This is a genomic window from Bacillus cereus group sp. BfR-BA-01355, assembly GCF_022663675.1.
Lineage (GTDB): Bacteria > Bacillota > Bacilli > Bacillales > Bacillaceae_G > Bacillus_A > Bacillus_A thuringiensis_S.
The window spans coordinates 18,316-38,684 of the sequence record NZ_JAKUFY010000020.1 but is presented as its reverse complement, the minus strand read 5'-3'; the positions used below and the strand labels follow the sequence as shown (position 1 = coordinate 38,684).

The window sequence follows — 20,369 nt, the reverse complement described above, 5'->3', positions numbered from 1 at the left end:
AAAAAGTGCTAAAGACACAAATGAAATTCAACGTTTATTATATAGCTTATCTAACACTCGGGGTTATTTGGGGCACTAATTTTCTTTTTATGAAATGGGCCGCCGTTCATATTGATCCTTTACAAATTGTGTTTCTAAGAGTTTTAGCTGGTTTTATTCCTGTATTTCTTTATGCACTTATTAAACGTCAAATAAAGTTAAGTCATATAAAATATATACACCACTTTCTAATTATGTCTATCCTCGCAACTATCATTTACTATTATTGTTTTGCGAAAGGTACAGCATTGTTGAATTCTGGAATAGCTGGGGCTTTAAGTGGGTCCATACCGATTTTTTCTACAATCATGACCTTCTTTGTTTTAAAAGAAGAAAAGGTAACTGTTAAAAGAGTAGTCGGAGTTATTGTAGGATTAATTGGTGTGTTACTTATTGCGAGACCATGGGAAAACGGAGATACAGCTCTTGACGTTAAAGGTGTCATATATATGTTAATTGGGTCTCTCAGTGTTGGTGCCTCTTTTGTATATGCAAAAAAATATTTAACAAAAATCAATATTTCTCCCGCAGCTTTAACGAGTTACCAGGTGGCCATTGCAATCATTATACTTGGTCTCTTTGGGGATTTACAAAGTATAGAGAATATTCAATCAGACTCAGTTGCGTTGATTGGTGTATTAGTGGGACTAGGAGTTCTAGGAACAGGGCTAGCTTACATTCTTTATTATGTTCTCGTCAATAATTTAGGGGCAATAATAGCCTCCACAGTAACTTATATACCACCTGTAATATCCTTATTAATCGGCGCACTATTAGCAAACGAAATCATTTTGATAAGTGATTGGAGTGCCATGATCATTATTTTATTTGGAGTATATATAATGAACAAAAAGGAAGGATTTGATAGTGATTTGCTCCATAATCGGGAGCATTAGTTCAATTATCTATTGGCAGTAATTATTATCTTGATCTTCCAAAATAGGGCGCTTTAACGGAGCAACGAAAAAAGCCTAATTTCTCAATATAAATGTTGAGAAATTAGGCTTTTTAATACGGGAATTTCCTTAACGTTGTAAATCCGCATTTTCCTGACGCTACCCCATGCCCATCAACCTAAAAAATCAAAATCCCCCCATAATGAAAATTCTATTGATTTGAAGTAGCTTTGCTCATATAAATTTGATATTATGTTCAAGCGCAAAATACATAAGGGGGATTAGGAATATGGAAAGACCAGTTGCTATTGAGGAGTATACACCAGATTGGGCACTACAATTTAAAGAAGAACAAAGGCTTCTAAAAGGTATAATGGGAGATAAAGCTATTACAATTGAACATATTGGAAGTACATCTGTTGAAGGATTAGGAGCTAAACCAATATTAGATATTATGATTGGAGTTCATAATTTAAAAGAAGTAGATGAGTTTATTGAACCTTTAAAAAAGATTGCATATGAATATGTGTTTCATAAAGAGTTTCCAAACAGAAGATTTTTTAGAAAGGGGTTATGGAGAGCGGGAACACATCATTTGCACGTTTATGAACTAGGGAGTGAAGAATGGAACAGTAATATCTTATTTAGAGATTATCTAAAAAACCATCCTGATACACTCCAACAGTATTATCAATTAAAACAAAAATTAGCTGAAAAACACCTCTACAGATATTGTCCCGATGGGACAAGTACATGATTGGTACTCTTTACGTTGGCAAATCAAGATTTTATTTAAAACATGGAAATCATTCTTTCATATTCACCATTGTAAAAAGATAAAACGAGAAAGATTAGAATGCCATTTGTATGGGCAACTGATCGCCATTCTACTCTGTTCTTCTACTATGTTTCAAATGCGTCAATTACTTCTTATGAAAAAGAAACGAGAGCTGAGTGAATATAAGGCCATATATATGATTAAAGATTATTTTTTCTTATTTATCAAGCCATACAGAAAGACATCCAAGAACTATCAAAGATTCTCATTCGCCTGTTCAACCTCCTACAGCAAAATGGGCGAAAATCTCATCGGTATGAGAAGAAAACAGTCTTTGATATATTAGGTGTCGTTTACAATTATACAATTTCTGATGATCAAGCGGCCTAATTCAAAAAATGAAACCCGATAGGGTTTATTTGGTATGCAAATCTTTATAGAGCTTACACTGGGTTTTTAGAAAAAAAGTCTCTCGTAAAAATGAAGAAAGGGAATTTCTACTTAAATTTTTCGAAATGGTTAGTTACCCAATTTTTATTATTTTCAACAATATACTGTTCTGCATAGATTAGTTTTTGTATAAGTTCTCCTTTGGTTAACTTCATGTATTTCTTTTTTTGATATTCCGGGTCTCTTTTATGAATTAACTTTCGGTAGTCAGTATCTTCGATACTGGAAAAGTTTGCTGAACTAGTTCTGTTAGAGTTCTGCTTTCGTTTATACGTTGTACTGTGTTGTTTATAATAGTCATACAACTCCTTGTTTGTACGAATGGTATTTTCATGAATACCTTTTCCTTTAGTATCGATTTTTTTTGACTCTTCCGATATAGAACTGAAGGTGACAGGGCGATCCGCTTTAACTAGAAGGTCAATCACTTTTCGTCCCAATTCAACTACACGTTGACTACTAGCTAGGTGATTATTTTTCAGCCAAGGACGTTCACTTATTGAATTGAATTTTTGACTCATAATTTTGTTCCTCCCTGTACCGTTCAATTGACTCAATTTCTTTTAGCTCATTACGTGCATGTCTCCTCATTGCTCTTGCTTTTTTCACCTCTACCGTTAACCCAAGATCAGCGTAACGTTTTTCCATATCCTTTGATAAATCAATTACCTCTACTAACTCATGCCTTTTTTCTGGATCTGGAATTTTTGCTTGGCAGCCTAAACATGCCATCTTGATAGGGCAAACCATATCTGTAACACAAGTTCCACCCAAAACGTTATTGAATACTCCTACTTTTTCTTGATATTCATCTAGTTCCTTTTGGAGCTTCTCAGAACTTCTAAGATAGACTTCATCTATGTCAACATAATCAGAAACTACATCATGTAAGTCGCTAACAGATTGAGCTATTTGACTTGGCGTAGGCTCTGAATAATACTCTGTTACTTTAACGTCTTTTTGGTGTAAAATCTTTGCTATAACATTAACTGATATGTTTTGCCTTTGAACGGCTTCAGTGGCAAATGCGTGGCGTAATAAGTGCGACTTTACAACGACAGGTTTCCCTTCCTGTGTTTCAAATCTTAACCCGTGAACTAAAAAACGAACACATACCGAAACTCCAGTATTGTCAAAGGCTTTATGATTATATTGAAAAAAATATTTTTTAGGGTTAGGAAACAAGTGCTTGCGATTATTCCTATACATAACCTTTTGAATTTCTTCACCTTTATAATGCTCTTTTAACATCATCTGAACTTCTTTAATTAGTCTTACAGTTTGTTCGCTAATATAAAATTGTTCTACTTCATCCCGTCCTTTTGGGACAGCATAAAAAGAGTATTGCGTTTTATTTTTAAACTTCACTGCCTTGAGACAACCTTTATCATTGTTAAGTTGTAATAATTCATTGATTCTGGCACCTGTTGTGGTAAAAATATCTAACGCTAACAAACCGAAAGTTGTTGCGGCATATATTGGTTCTACATCGAACAAAGCTCCTTCCACTTTATCTTTGTTACGAGAAACAAATGTACTAGAGGTGAGTATCCCTCCATGTTTTGAATTAAAAGGATCAGGGTTTGAAGCTAAATCTTCTTCTCCATATCCCCACGAATACAATACCTGACGCTTTTTTTGTATTTCTTCATCAGTAGCCCCTTGAAACCATTTCCCAACAACACCTTTTTCAAAAAGTTCAATGAACCAAGGGCCCTCTGCCACGTCGTCATCTTCAATGCGTTCTGCTTTGATAAACTCTACGAAGTAATAATTTTTCTCAGTTGAATATGAACCAGAACACTTTTCAGCTGCCTTTATAGAGCTTTCAGGGAACTGCTCTCGGTGATGCAACACAAACGAAGTCTTGTCCCATAAGTGAAAATAAAAACGCTCTCCAATTCGTTTAGGTTCATCCCAAGAAAACTCTAAGGGTAAATCTACACCAGTCTTTTTAACCGTTTCACAAGCTGCCAAAAAGTTATCTCTCATTCTTTTGATTTGATTCATACGGAAGTTTCCTTCTGCTCGAATCTCAGAGATCAACGGAACAACAGCATCTGTTTCATTTTTTCGGTTGTTATGTCGCTCAGAAATAGCTAATTTACTAAACGAAAAATCTCTTGAATTAAAAGATGGCATAGGCAACAAAAATTGTTCAAAATAGACCTGTTCTTCAACGTCTTTTTTGGTCGTTAACCATTTCTTTGTTATACTAACTCCCCACCTATAATTCCTTAATATCTGTACTCTCATATTATTTGAATGCTCTGGAAAAACATCTCCTTTTAGGTATTGATATAGATGTACCTCCACATCAAATCCCGTCATATCTTTCAAAGAAAAAGCATTGAAGAAATCTTTCATCCTTGGATGAATTACCTTTGATAAATTGAGTATTGTTTGTACATCTTTATTATTATCAACACTAACCATCATTACCATCAATAAAAGGTGATTATTCCAAGGTTTATCTAACACATGACTAACAAAATAGTTTAAATTTATTTCATGTAAATTATCTAACAAAAATGTTCCTCGTGAATCTTGTAAGTGGAGGAGCTTCTCGTCAACTTTGTCTTTTAGTTGCTGATAAAAAGGGGAATTGGGTACAACCGTTAATACTGTCAGATGAATCACTCCAATCAATCAAATAAGTCTCGTAAATCTTCCGGAATTTCAATTTCATCAGTAGTTTCCAGCACTGTTAGTGTTGGTTTTTTCTTTCGTCTGTTCTTCTTCTGTTTAATGTACTCTTGCCCTCGTTTATCCATGTTCTCTAGCATTTTGTCATGTTCTTTACGATGGTTTTCTTCATCAAAGTGATGCTCGTATATCTCAATCGTATTGCTTTTAGGAGACCACTTTATATAATTAATGAGTTCCTTTTTTCTTTTTTCAACTCCCGCTTTATCTTTAGATGTATTAAGGATCTCGCGCATTCTTGTAGTAACAAACCAATGCCTTGCTTTATGAGGATTTAACTTCATGTAACTTTTGTCCATCGCATTGTTCCAGTGGTATAACCATGCATCATAGTTATATGGATTTCCTGATTTCGTAAGAAATATCGATTCTGTGCTTGGTAACATATTAAAACCTCGTTGTAAGGAATCTACTTGCTTGCGCTCCGTATCTATATAGTCCATGAGCATTTTAACGGTATCTTTACCAAAGTGAATGAACTTCACCCTCCGACCATGACTTCCTTTACTAAACGTATTAGCCTCCTGGGAAGATTTTCGCGAACGATAGTCTCCAATGGTTAACTCAATTACTTCTGAAACTCTTGCCCCTGACTCGAAAATTATACGAGCAATCACCATTTCCCTTAATGACCAGTTAACTTTCTTTCCTGCTTGATAAACTTGATGCGGAAGATAAGGATCATCAATGATTTCTGGATGCCATTCTTCATTAATAAGTTTAAAATATGAATCTGTTAATCTTCGGTGAGGAACAGGTTCTTCCGTTCCTGCTTCAGATGGCATACGTGGTTTATTCTTTCTCACACCTTCGGTTTGAGTTTTGTACTCATCTAAAATAGCATTAGGATCTATCATTGGATTGGGATAGTTATATTGCTTTAACCTTGTAAGAGACTTATAAAACCTCCTTAAAGCAGTTAGAAATAGGTTGACTGTGTTAGGACTTTTGCTTGTACGTTTTACAAAACAAAAAGAATTCTTTTCACTGACTTTACAATTCATTTCATTCTTAAGGTAGTCTTCAACAACCACTTTTATAGCTTCAGGATGCTCGTCCCATTGAACATGATTTCCTTGGTAGTTACCATAAGTATCGAGCCAACTAAAAAAAGGGAGTAAGCATTGTAAATATGATAGAGCAGAGCTTTTGTCTATTTTCCCAATGCAGTCATGGTAAAAATTTGTTAACGGTAAAAACGGCTGATTATTATGATCAAACACAAGTAATCCATACCGACTTTTAACACCATCGGGGCAGTAACTATACCAGTATTTAGTTGTCATAAACAGTCACCTTCTTTGCACTTTTAAAAGTTAATCTTCTAACCAATTGTAAAGATGGACTTGTTGCTTATATGTTTTGCTCTCATTATTATGTATTGGATTGTAATCTTGTTGAGTGAGGTCGTATAAATGTTTGCCTTGTTTTCGTGGTATTGTCACAAGAATAGAATCAGGACTCCAATTTTCTCGAATGGCTTTTTTTATGAATCCATTTGGGTTTTTCACTTTTGTAGGAGATTGTTGCATGATAAGGAGTATTTCTAGTGTTCGTTTAATTCCTACAACATTAAGGATGGATATTATGTCATCAGTAGGTGAAGCTAGGGTAACAGCTTCATAAGCAAGCTTAATCAGTCCTGTATCATCAAAATCAGATTTTACTTGCTCGTAGGGGTTTTGCTCTGTTGTTCCGACAGGAACAATAATTTTGTTGAGACTTGATAAGTCACTTTCTAGGATTCTCCAACCTTCTTTATCACTGTTTCTATATGAGTTAGACAATTTACCAGCACGAATCCATCGTTTTACTGTTTCTTCGTGCTTCCCTAGAAGACTAGCAACTTCTTTGACTGTGTACTCTTTCATTAATATCCTCCCTCTTCAAATATATGTTCTGATTTTACAACACCTATACAATCGTTGTAAATAAATAACTTTTTTTCCTTGTCGTGGTGAAAATCGAGGTCATTTAGGGGTCTTATAAATAAAAAAAGATACACCACTAATAGTTAGTGATGTACCAATATTTATATAATGTGGAACATTCTATTTGGGATATCGAAATTAAAGGCTAAATTATTATTTATATTCCCTTAGTTTTACAGTGTAATTACTAGGCTTATTTACTATTAGGTTGTTAAACGTTCTCGTATTTATATGCAAAGTAATAATATTATGAGTCAAGTTGACGGAAAAATCGATTTGTCTTTCGGTCTTGATTCCCTTTTCTATATTCATCAATATATTGCCTAAAGTTCCAAGCTTGTAAAAATTTATTAGCAGAGTTATAACCAGAATTGTAAAGCCATTCTTTTTCTTCCTTTGTCAGTTCAAAATTAGTACTTGTAATCGTTCCTGTTGGAATTGTAATGGTTCTTGCTTTTGATTCCTTATCTAAATGACGTAAATCATGGGCTTGCATCATTGTTTTAAATAGTCCTTTGAACATGGAAATAGGCTCGTTATAGCGAGCAGGGTCAGCTTGAATTTCATCCTTTACAAAATGAAATCCGAAAGTCGGCCAGCGAGGAGCGGTAGGTGAATCGAAGATCCAAATTGGATAATTACTTAGAATTCCTCCATCAACCATATAACAAGGCTGCTTCCATTTTGGAGTTCTCCATTTTACGGGTTCAAAGAAGAAGGGGATTGTACTACTCATTCTTACCGCTTTAGCAATAGAGAAGCGATAATTTAAAAATCCGTAGTTTGGTAAGTCGTCAGGAAAGACAACCATTTTACCATTACTAATATCAGAGGCGATGATTTTGAGTTTGTTTAGATCTGGTAAATCAGTAAATAAATGAACACCTTTTTTTCGAAGTAATTCTTCAATCCATTCTTCTATAAATACATTAGAGTATATACCTAGAGTAGTCCATGCACTTAGTCCCTTACCGATAAAAGGAATTCTATCAATAAAAGTTCTTTTCATAAATTTATTATAATCAATATCAGTTATAATCGTTTTTAACTCTGAACAAGAATATCCTGCCGCTAGGAGCGCTGCAATAATCGAACCAGCCGATGTACCAGCTACACGTTCCCATTCATAACCTTTTTCGGCTAACGCGCAAATTGCCCCAACATGCGCAATACCGCGCACACCGCCTCCTTCAAAAACACCATCAATCTTCATTAAACATACTTCCTTTCGAATAAAAGATTTGGAAATGGCAAAAAAAGCACGTATTGTACGTGCTTTTTTTGCAATAGTTTTTAAGTTTATTAGCAGCCTACAAAGCCGCCCCAACAACTAGCTCCGATGATGATTAGAAGGATAAATAAAACGATTAATAAAGCGAAACCTCCGTAACCACAACCGCCGCCACCACCGTATCCGTAACCACAGCAACTATATCCGTAACCCATGTGGAATTCCTCCTTATATTTAAAAATGAACGAGGGGAAAATGTACTGGAAGAACTAAAGAATTATCGTGTTTGTAGGAACAATGTATAGTATGCTTATTTAAACTTGTTCGCGTACGAAGGATAAGCCCGTTTTTTGGAGGCTTGTTGATTTTGTAAAGAATGAAGTATAATCTTTGTACTAAGATACAAATAAGTATGTAAATGTAAGGAGAATTTATGAATAAAAAAATTGAAGTATTAATTGATAAATATGAACTAACACACTTGAAAGAGGAACTTATTAATACTATATTTCCTTGTATAAAAGTTGTGCCAAAGCAGCAGGAAACTGTTGCGATAGGTAGTTCGAAAATGGGGGGATTTCCAGATTTACCAGCTTTATTTGAATATCCAAAGCATAAAGGAAATCCACTACAATTTATCGCGCAATTTAACTTAAGTGATTTACAAAATGTTGGTATGGATCACAATCTTCCTAAAACGGGGATGCTGTATTTCTTTTGCATTGAAAATTATTTTGAAGAAAATGTGAACCTAACAGAAGCTGGGCATGTACTTTATTATGATATTCCTGTAGAGCAATTACGAAGAGAAAATCAAATACAAGCGAAATATAACCAGTGTGCAATTACTTTTGAACTGACATACAAATTACCAGAACTTTTCATTGAAGATGAGGCTGATTCAGATCATTTCTTGCAATTACTTGAAGAGCTAATTCCGGATAACTACGATAACCATCAAATGTTTGGTGAGCCATTCTCTGTACAAGAAGAAGTGTTATATGAGACAGGAGAATATATGGGAGTAGACCCGCAGCAAATGACTCTTTTATTCCAAATTGATTCAGATCATAAAAATTGTAATATGGTTTGGGGAGAACTAGGAATGCTATATTTCTGCATTAGTAATGAAGATTTGAAAAATCGACGTTTTGAAAATACATGCTGCGTATTACAAACTTGCTAATGAAAAAAGGTTGTTCTTTTTAAAAGAACAACCTTTTTATGTGAATTAGTTAATATGCATAATCTCATATGACCTATACGAAAAAGTATTGTATACTCTGAAACTATACGATACTTTTTCGTATAGTTATAGAATATAAGGAGTGACAAGATGGGAAAGACAAGTAAGTATGTGACAGCTGCCGCACTTTGTTCAACTATAGTAATGGGAGGCTTACAAGCGTCATCTGTATCTTATGCAGCTACAAATCCGACTACAGTGACAGCACAATCAGATGTAAAGTTATTAGATGATTTCAGAAAAGAATTAAAAAAACAGATTGATAATCGAGAAGAAAATATTACAATCACATATAAAACAAAAGATAGAAATGCTAGAAATATTATGGATCAATTGTATGGTGAGTTTAATAAAATTGTAGATGCTGATGAGTATGTAAAATATAATGTAGCGTCTACTAGATATTCTATTAAAGGAATGCCAGGGGACTATACGTTTACACTGCAAGTAAAATACCGTGAATCAAAAGAACAAACTCAATATGTAAAAGCTCAGGCGAAAGCAATTGTTGGATCAATTGTAAAACCAGGGATGGATGAGCATGAGAAAGTAAAAGCTATTCACGATTACGTTGTTAAGCATGTGTCTTATGATACGTCTTATCAAGCGTATACGGCATATGAAGCATTAGCGAATCGTTCTGCCGTTTGCCAAGGATATACACTATTAACGTATGAGTTGTTAAAAGAGGCAGGTATTCAAAATCATATTGTAACAGGCACAGGAAACGGACAAGCTCACGCGTGGAATTTAGTAAACATTGAAAACAAATGGTATCACCTAGATACTACATTTGATGATCCAGTACCAGATAAAGCAGGGCGTGTAACTTACTCATATTTTAATATGTCTGACGAACAGTTAAGTAAAGATCACGACTGGGATCGTAGTAAATATCCAGCAGCAACTACAAGTTATTTTGGTGAATTAACAAATAAAATAAAAGCTGGTAGCTCAAAAACTGTCGTATATGAGCAAATGTTAAAAGAAACAAATTTACAATACTTATCTGCGGAATACGGAGCAGAAAATTATAATGAATTTAAGAAAAAGTTACAGCAACAGTTTGCAGCCAAACCAGAAAAAGTAGAAGTACGATATAAGCAGTCCATGGATGGAGCGATGCAAGATATAAAGAAAGTATTAAATGAAATAAATTGGCCAAAAGGTGCAAAGCGTGTGTCTTATCAAGTAGCACCATATAGTGCAATGGCCGGTTATTCATTAGCGACAATTACATTTACGTATTAAGTAATGAGAAAGAGCATCTGTAAAAGATGCTCTTTTTATATTTGTTTTTTAATTTAAAAAATTGTTAATTATGTGATAAAATAAAAAGGAGAAGATGTGAATGCTGAATGAACTTGTTCGAAAGTAATATATTTACATTGATATATACTTGTTTAGTAATCAGACTTATCGTTTTGTTTTTCATATCATTTACTTTGTTTATTAGAAGAGTATTACAAAGAAGCGCTGCAAAGAAACACAATGTAATTAATATGAACCAGAAGCTAGATCGAATTATTGAGTTGCTTGAAAAAGATAAGAAATAGCGATAGAAGTATGAAAAGGGGAAAGAGAATGGCCAACTATATAAAAGAATTACGTGAAAAAGTAGGGCATGATTATGTTTTCTTAAATTTTGCCGGTGGTTGTGTATTTAATAAAGAGGGAGAAGTATTATTGCAAAAAAGAGGAGACTTTAACGCTTGGGGATTTCCAGGTGGCGCAATGGAGATAGGAGAATCGGCTGCGGAAACTGCGATTCGAGAAATAAAAGAAGAAACCGGGTATGATGTAGAAATAAATGAGCTTATTGGAGTGTATACAAAATATTTTCAATCATATCCAAATGGAGATAAGGCACAGTCAATTGTGATGTGTTTTTCATGCTCAATAGTTGGAGGCGACAAAAAAGTAGATGGTGATGAAACGTTAGATTTGAAGTTTTTCCCGTTAGACGACATGCCACCGTTATTTTGTAAACAACATGAAGATTGCTTGCAAGATTTATTGGAGAAAAGAGTAGGGGTATATCGCTAACATATAAAAAGAAGCTAAAAGATTAGCTTCTTTTTTATGTTCTATTTCCACCAATCATCAAACATTGACGCTGGTACTTGTCTTTTATGCTCACTTACTGTGTAACGTTTTTCAATTTTCTCTGCAACGTCAGCTGGAACTGCTTTACCTTCTAAATAATCATCTAATTGATCATAAGTAATACCTAACTCTGTTTCATCAGCTTGACCCGGTTTTTCATCTAATAAATCAGCTGTTGGCATTTTTAAGTACAGTCGCTCGTCTGTACCTAACTCTTGTAATAATGCACGTCCCTGGCGCTTCGTTAATCCCGTTAATGGTAATAAATCTGCACCACCATCTCCGAATTTTGTAAAGAACCCTGTTACAGCTTCTGCAGCGTGATCTGTTCCGATAACAAGTAGCCCTTTTTGTCCACCAATTGCATATTGTGTAACCATACGGATACGAGCTTTCACGTTACCTTTATTGAAATCAGTTAATGATTCACCTAATAAGTTCTCGTATTGATTTGAAAAAGCATCAACGGTTGAAGCGATATCAAATGCAGTTGATTGATCAGCTTGAATAAATTGTAACGCTAATTGTGCGTCATCTTCATCCTTTTGTACTTTATAAGGAAGACGTACAGCGATAAACGTTGCGTTACCACCTTCGTTACGAATTTCTTCAACTGCAAGTTGTGCTAAGCGTCCTGCTAATGTAGAGTCTTGGCCGCCGCTAATCCCAAGTACAAATCCTTTTGCACCTGTTTTTTTTACATAATCTTTTAAGAAATCAACTCGTTTACGAATTTCAACTTTTGGATCAATTACAGGCTGAACATGTAATGCTTTCATAATCTGTTCTTGTAATGTCATTATATTTTCCTCCTATTCATATTAAAGCGGTAAAAAAAATTATGTATTATATTGGTACATACTTCTATCCTTTATTATTTCGCAAAACTAACGAATATACAATAGGATGTGTGTATGAATATGAATGTAGTCATTATAAATAAAGTACTACGCATAATCAATTTTTTTAAACCTTTCAAAAATGTAAGGTTTTTGTCATTTGAATCGATGGAAGGTATTTCCGTACTTTACTAATATAAAAACATAGTTAGTAGAAAGAAGGGCGGAGAAGTAATATGAACATTAGAGAACTCGCATATCGGAATGTAACGCGAAATAGACGGACATACTCAGCCTATTTTTTAAGTAGTGCATTTGCAATTATGGCCTTTTTTGTGTATTCATTTTTTGCGTTTCATCCGGCATTAAGTGCAGGAGAATTGGGGCAGTACGTATTCGTAAGTATGTCTTTTGCACAGTCTATTATTTACTTATTTACATTCTTCTTTATTTTATATTCGATGGGAATGTTTTTAAAAACGAGAAAGCGTGAGCTAGGAATTTTAATGATGCTAGGTATGACGAAATATCAATTAAAGCGTCTTATCTTTTTTGAAAATATTATGATTGGAATAGGGGCAATTATTTTTGGTATTCTTTCAGGTATGTTATTTTCAGGGGTATTAATATTTGCCGCCCCGATGATATTAAAACTAGATATCTCCTTATCCTATTACATACCGATGAAAGCAATTGTTGTAACGAGTATTATGTTTTTCATATTATTTATGATCATATCATTGTTTAGTGCAGGAATGATTCGTAAAAATAAAATTATGAAGTTGTTTAGAGGATCAGCAGAGGCAAAACCGGAACCGAAAGCATCAATCATTTCTTTAATATTAGCAGTAGTGTTGCTTAGTGCTGGCTATATAGGAGCTCTTCTATCGCATGGCGCAATGGTATTTATTATGATGATTCCTGTTACAACGGTAGTTACTATTGGGACGTATTTGTTGTACAAGCAGCTGAGTGTCTTTATTATTCGATTATGTAAAAAAAGTAAACGTTTCTATTGGACACAGACTAATATTATTACGTTATCAGATTTAGCGTATCGCATGAGAGATAACGCAAGAATGTTCTTTATTGTAACCATTATTTCTACTGTAGCATTTTCAGCAATAGGGACATTAGTTGGCTTCGCATCCATGACGAAAGGGATAATGGAGAGACCAATTGCGTTTCATTACCATTCTAAGCAAGGGAATAGTAACGAATCACAACATATACAAATGATTGACAAAGGATTAAAGAAACATAATATAGCAGCTTCAAAAACTAATATTTCGACAAAGAAAACGGAGGAACAGTCGTTAAGAAGCGCCACTTTTATAAAAGAATCAGACTATAAGGAATATGCAAAGTTAACAGGAGAACCATTTAATACTGTAGCAAATAAAGAGGTTGTATTTTTGTCAGCTAATATACCAGGGCCGGCGATGAAAGAAAGAAAAGAAATTACTTTACCCAATATGAATGAACATTTAAAGGTGAAAAAAGTTACTTCATCTTCATTGGGGAAAATATTAAGAGGAAATGTTTATGTAATCTCTAATAATCAATATGATTCATTACAAGATGGATTTATAGAGACAAAAGATTATATGTATAAAACTGAAAGAATGAAAGATGAGATTGAAATTGGTAAAGAGCTTACGCATCAAATTAAACCGCATCAAGAACATTCAACGTTTAGTGCGGAAGAGTACGAACAAAACCAAAGTTTACAAATTGCAGGACCGATTTTATTTGTAGGTTTCTTTATTGGTATAGTATTTTTCGTTTGCGCAGGAAGTTTCCTTTACTTCCGTTTATTCTCCGATTTGGAGGATGATGTTCGCTTGTTCGAAATGATTCGAAAAGTTGGATTGACGAGTGGGGAATTATCGAAGGTAGTTACAATTCGATTGGCGCTTTTATTCTTCGTTCCAATTGGTGTTGCAACATTACATGGGGCAGTAGCCTTAACGGCGTTAGGGCAAATGTTTGAGTACTCATTGTTTAAAGAAAATACAGTTGTATTAAGTATTTTCATAGGTATTCAAGTTGTATACTTCTTACTTATAAGATCCCGTTATGTAAAACAATTGAAAGAGAGATTACGTATGCATTAAATGTGTTTTTTTAACTCGAGTACAAAATTTTCTAAAAAGAGGCAAGTATTGTCAAAAAGTGATAAAATGGAAAAAGCGAGGTGGAAAAATTAATAGAGAGTAAGGGGGGAGAACTATGAAAGCAACAGGAGTTATTCGAAAAGTAGACGAATTAGGACGAATTGTTATCCCTAAAGAATTACGCGATGTATTGGGAATACAAATCAAATCACCGCTTGAAATTTTTGTAGAAGCAGATAAAATCATTTTGCAAAAATATCAACCTTACAATGCTTGCCAAATCACAGGTGATGTTTCAGAACAGAACATATCATTAGCAAATGGAAATATTACTGTTGGGATAGAGGGAGCGGAATATTTAGTAAAAGAAATAGAAAAGTTTTTAAACAAGAGTGAGGTTTAGTCTTAATTTATATTATTTTTCAAATTACATATCATTTTTTTAAAAGACTGTAAGAGGACCATTAATTGGTCCTCTTATTTTGGTTATTAGTTGAACGACACGGGCTGTTACTTCCTACAAATCATAGGGGAAATAAAAAAGTAGTATAGAGTTAGTTAATGATGTTGAGAAATATTTGAAAAGAAGGAAAACAAAAAGAATAAAACGAATGTTACATTTACAAGTATTCAAAAGTGGTCTGAAATGAAAATAATACATTTTCAGGAGGGATTACGATGAGTAGTACAGTGAATAAGCAAAAAGGTATACAATTGATTCCGTTTACCGTAAATAAGGTGGTAGAGCAAGTAAATGAAATTCCACCAGGTGTACAACTGATTCACGCTCCACAAGTATGGGAAAAGAGTGTGAAGGGGCAAGATGTAGTCGTTGCCGTATTAGATACAGGGTGTGATACCAATCATATAGATTTAAAGGATCGTATTATCGGCGGAAGAAATTTCACAAAAGATTATGAAGCTGATCCAAATGTGTATCTTGATAATAACGGACATGGTACTCATGTAGCGGGCACGATTGCTGCGACTGAAAATGGTGTCGGTGTATTGGGAGTTGCACCACTTGCTAAAATGTTAGTATTAAAAGTTTTAGCGGGAGATGGTTCTGGAAGTTATGAGCAAATTATTGAGGCAATTCATTATGCTGTAAATTGGAGAGGGCCGAATCAAGAGAAAGTGAGAATTATTTCAATGTCACTTGGTGGTCCGCAAGATGTTCCAGAATTACATGAAGCAATTCAAAATGCGGTAAATCAGGATGTTCTCGTTGTATGTGCTGCTGGAAATAATGGAGATTGCGATGATGAAACAGAGGAATTAGATTTCCCAGGTGCTTATTCTGAGGTAATTGAAGTTGGTGCTGTTAATTTAGAGCGGAAGATTACATGTTTTAGTAATTCAAATCAAGAAATTGATCTAGTAGCGCCAGGTGATGAAATATTATCTACGTATCCAGATGGGAAATATGCTGTGTTAAGTGGAACTTCCATGGCGACGCCGCATGTTGCTGGAGCGCTCGCCTTGCTCATTAAACAGTGTGAGAAAGAATATGGTCGAAAGTTATCGGAGCCGGAAATATATGCACAACTCATTAAAAGAACTGTACCTTTAGGGTACGAACGTACATCTGAAGGAAATGGATTAATAGATTTATTAAAAGAATAGCCATATTAAAAAACATCTCATATTCATATGAGATGTTTTTTAATATGGCTCTGTCGCATGTAATACAACTTGTAACAAACCTGGGAATCTAGCATTTAAATCTTCTTCACGAATTGAAATGAAACGTTGTGTTCCTTCAAGGCGCGTGTACATAACACCTGACTCACGTAAAACTTTGAAATGGTGAGATAAAGTTGATTTCGCAATAGGAATGTTTAAAGCTCCACAAGATTGTTCGTTTTTCTCTAGTAACATATTTACAATTTGTAAACGAATTTGATCGCTAAGTGCATATAAGACAGAAGAAAATTGAATTTCTTCTCGATTTGGATGATAGAGTGTACGCATATTTCACCTGCTTGTATAAGTTGAGATATTTGCACTATAACATATAAAGTGGTATATTTCTATTGTTCGAATATATTCGAACAATAGAAATATAGGGGGAGAAGAAATGAAGTATACAAAATTGCAAAAGGCAGGATTAAATATTTCAAAGTTGGGTTTAGGTACAAATGCAGTAGGGGGACATAATTTATATGCTGATGTGAATGAAGAAGAAGGAAAGCAATTAGTAGAAGAAGCTATTCAGCAAGGGATTACATTTTTTGATACAGCAGATTCATATGGTGTCGGTAGATCTGAGGAAATGGTAGGAGAAGTATTAAAGGGAAAACGCCATAAGCTTATACTTGCTACAAAAGGTGGAATTCAACCGTTATTAAATGGAGAAACTTATATTAACAATGAACCAAGTTATTTAAGAAATGCTGTGGAGAATAGCTTAAGAAGGTTACAGACTGATTATATTGATTTATATTATTTGCATTTTACAAATTCTGAAACAAGTTACATAGATTCAATCGGAGAGCTTACTCGTTTAAAAGAAGAAGGGAAAATTCGTTCAATTGGAATATCGAACGTAAACATAGAACAATTAAAAGAAGCGAACCAACATGGTCATATAGATGTTGTACAATCTCCGTACAATATGTTAGAACGTACGGCTGAGGAAGAACTGTTGCCGTATTGTATAGAAGCGGGTATTTCATTTATTCCATATGGGCCTCTTGCTTTTGGAATATTAGGCGGAAAATATACAGAAGATTTTAAATTGAACGAAGTCGATTGGCGCCAAAATGTAAATCTATTTGAAGAAAATACATATAAGAGTAATTTTAAGAAAGTGGAAAAGTTAAAAGGGCTAGCTAAAGAAAATGATATTGAAGTGTCTCATTTAGCGTTAGCATGGTTATTAAATAAAGAAGGAATTGATACAGTTATACCTGGTGGAAAGCGGGCAGAGCAAATAAGAGAAAGTGTGAAAGCGGTAGACGTTTCATTGAATAAAAGAGTCATGAAAGAAATCCAATCTATTTTAGAAGATTAGTGAAACAGAGGGATAGTACCCTCTGTTTATATAAGGAGAAGGTCTAAATGAATAGAGTACTAGCTGTATTTTTCACGATAATGTTTATGATCGGTACAGATACTTTCTTAATTTCACCACTGTTGCCGACATTACAACAGGTGTATCATGTTTCAACCGAGTTGTCAGGATGGATGGTGAGTTCGTATGCTTTAGGGTATGCTGGATTTGCGCTTATTGCTGGTCCTATATCAGATGGATTAAACAGAAAAAAAGTGATGGTACTAGGTATGAGTTTTTTTGCAATAAGTACGTTTTTGTGTGGAATTGCACCGAGTTTTTTATGGATGCTAACATTTAGATTTTTAGCAGGTGTAAGTGCAGCTTTTGTATCTCCACAAGTGTGGGCATCCATTCCGCTCCTTATAGAGAAAAAGCAAATTGTGAAAGCAATTGGGGTTGCAACAGCAGGGTTATCAATCTCTCAAATTTTAGGGCTGCCAATGGGAGCTTATTTAGCAACGATACATTATACGATGCCATTCTACTTCATTGGTATATTATCAGCACTACTTGTCATTCTTATTTATGTTGTATTACCAGAAATACAACCGGTTTATATAAGTGGAAATAAAAAATCTATCTTAAAGCGTTATAAACAATTACTTACAGATTCAAAGGTTTCACTTTCCTATTTTGCCTACTTTATTTTTCAAACCGGAAATTTTGCTGCATTTTCATTCTTTGGTGTATGGCTTTTCGTTCAATTTGGGTTACAGGTTCATGAAGTAGGTACGGCTATGCTTGTACTAGGATTAGGAAATTTAGCTGGTAATATTTTGGGCCCTAGACTCGTAAATAAAATTGGTTACAATTTTTCTTTCTATGGTGGAATTGTATTTACAGCAGTGTTATATGTAATACTCCCTTATTTAAAGAGTATTATATTTGTTGAATTATTTTTCTTTGTTTTATTTTTTGTGACAGGAATTTTGTTTGTATTAATGATGGGACACTTACAAAACATGTCTACTATAGCAAGAGGAACAGGTGCTGCTCTTGCAAATGCCTCGATGTATATTGGCCAAATGATTGGTGCGGCAATAGCAGGAATGTTATTTGCAACATCTCATAATTTTATATTAGTAGGTAGCTTTACTGCGTTATTATATGTTTTAGCTTTATTTCTGTTTAGAAAAAGTGAAAACATTAATAAAGATAATGAAAAAGGAATTGCATCATAAAGTTTTAGTAAATCAAAAAGCACTTTTTTGGTTAAGTCTAAAAGGTACTTTTCTTTTTGATTGCATAGTTGCTGCATTTTCATTATGTATACCTGCATCTTTAATAATTCGTTGTTCAGCTATATTATTGAAAAAGAATTGTAATAAAATTATGGAAAAATAAAAAATCCCTATGGTGATAGGGATTTATATATCGGCATATAGCTCCTCGGAAAAGGATATACCTAGTTTAACATATAGAAGTACTTATATTTGTGAAATAGATGTGAAAGTAATGTGAAAAATATTGTAACAAAAAGCACTGTTTTAGCTAATGTAACTAAAACAGTGCTTTTCTTTTTGATTGAACAGTTGCTGCATTTTCATCATGTATACCTGCATCTTTAATAATTCGTTGTTTTGCTTTATTTAATAGATGGTTCACTGCTTCACCAAAATAGTTAGCTTCGCTTTTTGTGCGGGCTTCTCGTAAACATTTATAGTTTTCTAGCAGTTCCTCTTTTTCGGAGTTTGTTAAGAAATCTTCTATTTTCTTTTTTGTCATACGAAACACCCTTTCTCCTGACAAACGACGCAATAGAAAATATTTATTTCTCATTATAACAATAATTTTAAAAGAAAGTATACACTAACGTCGCAATAATTTGTCAATTTCTTGAATCTTCTCATCAGCTTTCCCAATTTGCGTATTTTTAGCCTGTTCGCCACCAAGAGCTTGATGTAGTAAGAAAGTTTGACCGGAAATAGCAGTTACAATGGATACTTTTATAATTTCTTTTATTGCGGTGACATCGAATAAAACGAGTCCGAGAAGTGCGGCTAGGCTACCCGTAAAAATATCAGTTAAAAATCCAAAATGAAAAAATGTTTTCAAACGGCGTGGAAGCAATAACTTACCTTGGTTATTGATTAGATGGGAAACGAAGCCAGTAATGCCACCAACGAGAACAGCGGTTAGCCAATGATACATTTCCATCGAATCCACTCCTTTTAGTGAATAAGATTCGATTATTTTATATTGATTCCTTTTAATATTTCATATAAGCATATTGAGAAAGTTTGTTTGGGTATATTTTGTATTCAATTTAATTATAACGGAAAATTCAGATATATTTCAGTCTATTATATGAATCATTTTTACAATAATATGAATGCAGAAAGGGGTGCGTGATATGAATATAGATTATCGAATAAGAAGTGTAGATGGTTATACAAAAAAAATAGGGGAATTAGTAAGCATGCTTGAGCATACGAGAGCTGTAACATTAGGCGAAGTAAGAAATTTATCAGTTGAGCAATTAGATTTAATTATGCAGAGTAGCGGGAATTCAATTGGTGCCTTATTAAAACATATAGCAGCTATTGAAAAAGTTCATCAGCTTATTTCATTTCAAGATCGTGACTTTACAAAAGAAGAATTAGAAATATGGGAAGATGCACTGTATTTAGGGGAAGCGGATAGAGCGATCCGTGGTCATGAAATACAGTATTATGTACAACTTCTACAAAGTGTTCGAGAAGAATCTCTGAAGTATTTAAGTGAACAAGGTGATAAGTGGCTCATGTCAGAAAGAAAGTGGCCTAACGGTGTAGTATATAACCAGCACTATCTTTGGTTTCATGTGCTAGAAGATGAAATTAGTCACCGAGGACAAATTAGAATGCTCAAAAACAAGTTATTTGAAAATTACGTTAAATGATGTAGCTTTTTATAGGAGAATTCCATATAATGAGAGTAATTAAAATAAGAACGGGGTGATGTGTTATGGCGAAAATAACTTATATGAATAA

At 34.1% G+C, this 20,369-nt stretch carries 22 protein-coding genes and 1 pseudogene; 13 read left to right on the top strand and 10 right to left on the bottom strand.

From position 1 onward, the window contains the following. Positions 1 to 5: 5 nt before the first annotated feature. The 3 genes and pseudogenes from MR167_RS09310 to MR167_RS09300 form a co-directional block, all read left to right on the top strand. Positions 6 to 935, top strand: coding sequence for a DMT family transporter (locus tag MR167_RS09310; RefSeq protein WP_000921229.1), 930 nt, complete (start codon positions 6 to 8; stop codon positions 933 to 935). A gap of 289 nt (positions 936 to 1,224) precedes the next feature. After that, positions 1,225 to 1,692 (top strand): GrpB family protein, encoded by a 468-nt coding sequence (locus MR167_RS09305; RefSeq protein ID WP_242314435.1) that lies wholly within the window; start codon positions 1,225 to 1,227, stop codon positions 1,690 to 1,692. Then, positions 1,646 to 2,103, top strand: a pseudogene (locus MR167_RS09300) (transposase); the annotation flags it as partial. The gene MR167_RS09305 and the pseudogene MR167_RS09300, both read left to right, overlap by 47 nt. Before the next feature lie 107 nt (positions 2,104 to 2,210). Here MR167_RS09300 and MR167_RS09295 read toward each other — a convergent pair. From MR167_RS09295 to MR167_RS09270, 6 genes are all read right to left on the bottom strand, one after another. Next, a complete protein-coding gene (locus tag MR167_RS09295) occupies positions 2,211 to 2,684 on the bottom strand; it encodes a hypothetical protein (protein WP_242314434.1) in 474 nt (157 codons plus the stop codon). Beyond that, complete coding sequence (locus tag MR167_RS09290; RefSeq protein WP_242314447.1) at positions 2,656 to 4,803, bottom strand: site-specific integrase; 2,148 nt, start codon at positions 4,801 to 4,803, stop codon at positions 2,656 to 2,658. The genes MR167_RS09295 and MR167_RS09290 overlap by 29 nt, the downstream gene beginning before the upstream one ends. Before the next feature lie 5 nt (positions 4,804 to 4,808). Then, positions 4,809 to 6,155: a site-specific integrase gene (locus tag MR167_RS09285; protein WP_242314432.1), complete on the bottom strand. Its 1,347-nt coding sequence runs from the start codon at positions 6,153 to 6,155 to the stop codon at positions 4,809 to 4,811. Between the two features lie 30 nt (positions 6,156 to 6,185). After that, positions 6,186 to 6,740 carry a helix-turn-helix domain-containing protein gene (locus MR167_RS09280; RefSeq protein ID WP_242314430.1) on the bottom strand — a complete coding sequence of 185 codons (555 nt, stop codon included), beginning with the start codon at positions 6,738 to 6,740 and terminating at the stop codon, positions 6,186 to 6,188. Positions 6,741 to 7,047: 307 nt separating this feature from the next. Then, positions 7,048 to 8,013: a patatin-like phospholipase family protein gene (locus MR167_RS09275; protein WP_000686798.1), complete on the bottom strand. Its 966-nt coding sequence runs from the start codon at positions 8,011 to 8,013 to the stop codon at positions 7,048 to 7,050. Between the two features lie 89 nt (positions 8,014 to 8,102). Beyond that, on the bottom strand, positions 8,103 to 8,246 hold the full coding sequence (locus MR167_RS09270; RefSeq protein ID WP_000540420.1) for a YjcZ family sporulation protein: 144 nt from the start codon (positions 8,244 to 8,246) through the stop codon (positions 8,103 to 8,105). Positions 8,247 to 8,464: 218 nt separating this feature from the next. Here MR167_RS09270 and MR167_RS09265 point away from each other — a divergent pair, with 218 nt between their 5' ends. From MR167_RS09265 to MR167_RS09250, 4 genes are all read left to right on the top strand, one after another. Then, the gene (locus MR167_RS09265; protein WP_001034829.1) at positions 8,465 to 9,217 is read left to right on the top strand and encodes a YwqG family protein; all 753 of its coding nucleotides are present in this window, start codon (positions 8,465 to 8,467) and stop codon (positions 9,215 to 9,217) included. A 150-nt stretch (positions 9,218 to 9,367) separates the two neighbouring features. Further along, positions 9,368 to 10,528, top strand: coding sequence for a transglutaminase domain-containing protein (locus MR167_RS09260; protein WP_000520849.1), 1,161 nt, complete (start codon positions 9,368 to 9,370; stop codon positions 10,526 to 10,528). Between the two features lie 107 nt (positions 10,529 to 10,635). After that, the gene (locus tag MR167_RS09255) at positions 10,636 to 10,833 is read left to right on the top strand and encodes a DUF4083 domain-containing protein (RefSeq protein WP_242314428.1); all 198 of its coding nucleotides are present in this window, start codon (positions 10,636 to 10,638) and stop codon (positions 10,831 to 10,833) included. Positions 10,834 to 10,861: 28 nt separating this feature from the next. Further along, positions 10,862 to 11,323, top strand: a complete 462-nt coding sequence (locus MR167_RS09250; RefSeq protein WP_000024996.1) for an NUDIX hydrolase — start codon at positions 10,862 to 10,864, stop codon at positions 11,321 to 11,323. Between the two features lie 41 nt (positions 11,324 to 11,364). Here MR167_RS09250 and nadE read toward each other — a convergent pair whose 3' ends face one another. Continuing rightward, complete coding sequence (gene nadE / locus MR167_RS09245; RefSeq protein WP_242314426.1) at positions 11,365 to 12,183, bottom strand: ammonia-dependent NAD(+) synthetase; 819 nt, start codon at positions 12,181 to 12,183, stop codon at positions 11,365 to 11,367. Positions 12,184 to 12,458: 275 nt separating this feature from the next. On the opposite strand from nadE, the gene MR167_RS09240 reads away from it, so the two are divergent. From MR167_RS09240 to MR167_RS09230, 3 genes are all read left to right on the top strand, one after another. Beyond that, positions 12,459 to 14,339 (top strand): ABC transporter permease, encoded by a 1,881-nt coding sequence (locus MR167_RS09240; RefSeq protein WP_242314424.1) that lies wholly within the window; start codon positions 12,459 to 12,461, stop codon positions 14,337 to 14,339. Between the two features lie 115 nt (positions 14,340 to 14,454). Continuing rightward, on the top strand, positions 14,455 to 14,742 hold the full coding sequence (locus MR167_RS09235) for an AbrB/MazE/SpoVT family DNA-binding domain-containing protein (RefSeq protein ID WP_000648324.1): 288 nt from the start codon (positions 14,455 to 14,457) through the stop codon (positions 14,740 to 14,742). Between the two features lie 275 nt (positions 14,743 to 15,017). Beyond that, positions 15,018 to 15,965 carry a serine protease gene (locus MR167_RS09230; protein ID WP_000099758.1) on the top strand — a complete coding sequence of 316 codons (948 nt, stop codon included), beginning with the start codon at positions 15,018 to 15,020 and terminating at the stop codon, positions 15,963 to 15,965. A gap of 39 nt (positions 15,966 to 16,004) precedes the next feature. Here the strand turns inward: MR167_RS09230 and MR167_RS09225 are convergent, their stop codons facing one another. After that, positions 16,005 to 16,313: an ArsR/SmtB family transcription factor gene (locus MR167_RS09225; protein WP_001259903.1), complete on the bottom strand. Its 309-nt coding sequence runs from the start codon at positions 16,311 to 16,313 to the stop codon at positions 16,005 to 16,007. Between the two features lie 106 nt (positions 16,314 to 16,419). On the opposite strand from MR167_RS09225, the gene MR167_RS09220 reads away from it, so the two are divergent. Both MR167_RS09220 and MR167_RS09215 read left to right on the top strand, forming a co-directional pair. Then, the gene (locus MR167_RS09220; protein WP_063675242.1) at positions 16,420 to 17,355 is read left to right on the top strand and encodes an aldo/keto reductase; all 936 of its coding nucleotides are present in this window, start codon (positions 16,420 to 16,422) and stop codon (positions 17,353 to 17,355) included. Positions 17,356 to 17,402: 47 nt separating this feature from the next. Further along, positions 17,403 to 18,578 (top strand): MFS transporter, encoded by a 1,176-nt coding sequence (locus tag MR167_RS09215; protein ID WP_001082500.1) that lies wholly within the window; start codon positions 17,403 to 17,405, stop codon positions 18,576 to 18,578. Between the two features lie 319 nt (positions 18,579 to 18,897). Here the strand turns inward: MR167_RS09215 and MR167_RS09210 are convergent, their stop codons facing one another. Both MR167_RS09210 and MR167_RS09205 read right to left on the bottom strand, forming a co-directional pair. After that, positions 18,898 to 19,122, bottom strand: a complete 225-nt coding sequence (locus tag MR167_RS09210) for a hypothetical protein (RefSeq protein ID WP_000162602.1) — start codon at positions 19,120 to 19,122, stop codon at positions 18,898 to 18,900. A gap of 84 nt (positions 19,123 to 19,206) precedes the next feature. Further along, positions 19,207 to 19,554 (bottom strand): DUF4257 domain-containing protein, encoded by a 348-nt coding sequence (locus MR167_RS09205; protein ID WP_242314422.1) that lies wholly within the window; start codon positions 19,552 to 19,554, stop codon positions 19,207 to 19,209. A 196-nt stretch (positions 19,555 to 19,750) separates the two neighbouring features. Between MR167_RS09205 and MR167_RS09200 the strand changes: the two genes are divergently transcribed. Continuing rightward, the gene (locus MR167_RS09200; RefSeq protein ID WP_016077838.1) at positions 19,751 to 20,278 is read left to right on the top strand and encodes a DinB family protein; all 528 of its coding nucleotides are present in this window, start codon (positions 19,751 to 19,753) and stop codon (positions 20,276 to 20,278) included. Positions 20,279 to 20,369: the final 91 nt, after the last annotated feature.

Bases quoted from the DNA above. Each gene is read 5' to 3' on its own strand.
- MR167_RS09305 (WP_242314435.1), top strand. From the start codon at position 1,225: ATGGAAAGACCAGTTGCTATTGAGGAGTATACACCAGATTGGGCACTA.
- MR167_RS09295 (WP_242314434.1), bottom strand. From the start codon at position 2,684: ATGAGTCAAAAATTCAATTCAATAAGTGAACGTCCTTGGCTGAAAAAT.
- MR167_RS09285 (WP_242314432.1), bottom strand. From the start codon at position 6,155: ATGACAACTAAATACTGGTATAGTTACTGCCCCGATGGTGTTAAAAGT.
- MR167_RS09280 (WP_242314430.1), bottom strand. From the start codon at position 6,740: ATGAAAGAGTACACAGTCAAAGAAGTTGCTAGTCTTCTAGGGAAGCAC.
- MR167_RS09275 (WP_000686798.1), bottom strand. From the start codon at position 8,013: ATGAAGATTGATGGTGTTTTTGAAGGAGGCGGTGTGCGCGGTATTGCG.
- MR167_RS09270 (WP_000540420.1), bottom strand. From the start codon at position 8,246: ATGGGTTACGGATATAGTTGCTGTGGTTACGGATACGGTGGTGGCGGC.
- MR167_RS09265 (WP_001034829.1), top strand. From the start codon at position 8,465: ATGAATAAAAAAATTGAAGTATTAATTGATAAATATGAACTAACACAC.
- MR167_RS09260 (WP_000520849.1), top strand. From the start codon at position 9,368: ATGGGAAAGACAAGTAAGTATGTGACAGCTGCCGCACTTTGTTCAACT.
- MR167_RS09255 (WP_242314428.1), top strand. From the start codon at position 10,636: ATGAACTTGTTCGAAAGTAATATATTTACATTGATATATACTTGTTTA.
- MR167_RS09250 (WP_000024996.1), top strand. From the start codon at position 10,862: ATGGCCAACTATATAAAAGAATTACGTGAAAAAGTAGGGCATGATTAT.
- nadE (WP_242314426.1), bottom strand. From the start codon at position 12,183: ATGACATTACAAGAACAGATTATGAAAGCATTACATGTTCAGCCTGTA.
- MR167_RS09240 (WP_242314424.1), top strand. From the start codon at position 12,459: ATGAACATTAGAGAACTCGCATATCGGAATGTAACGCGAAATAGACGG.
- MR167_RS09235 (WP_000648324.1), top strand. From the start codon at position 14,455: ATGAAAGCAACAGGAGTTATTCGAAAAGTAGACGAATTAGGACGAATT.
- MR167_RS09230 (WP_000099758.1), top strand. From the start codon at position 15,018: ATGAGTAGTACAGTGAATAAGCAAAAAGGTATACAATTGATTCCGTTT.
- MR167_RS09225 (WP_001259903.1), bottom strand. From the start codon at position 16,313: ATGCGTACACTCTATCATCCAAATCGAGAAGAAATTCAATTTTCTTCT.
- MR167_RS09220 (WP_063675242.1), top strand. From the start codon at position 16,420: ATGAAGTATACAAAATTGCAAAAGGCAGGATTAAATATTTCAAAGTTG.
- MR167_RS09215 (WP_001082500.1), top strand. From the start codon at position 17,403: ATGAATAGAGTACTAGCTGTATTTTTCACGATAATGTTTATGATCGGT.
- MR167_RS09210 (WP_000162602.1), bottom strand. From the start codon at position 19,122: ATGACAAAAAAGAAAATAGAAGATTTCTTAACAAACTCCGAAAAAGAG.
- MR167_RS09205 (WP_242314422.1), bottom strand. From the start codon at position 19,554: ATGGAAATGTATCATTGGCTAACCGCTGTTCTCGTTGGTGGCATTACT.
- MR167_RS09200 (WP_016077838.1), top strand. From the start codon at position 19,751: ATGAATATAGATTATCGAATAAGAAGTGTAGATGGTTATACAAAAAAA.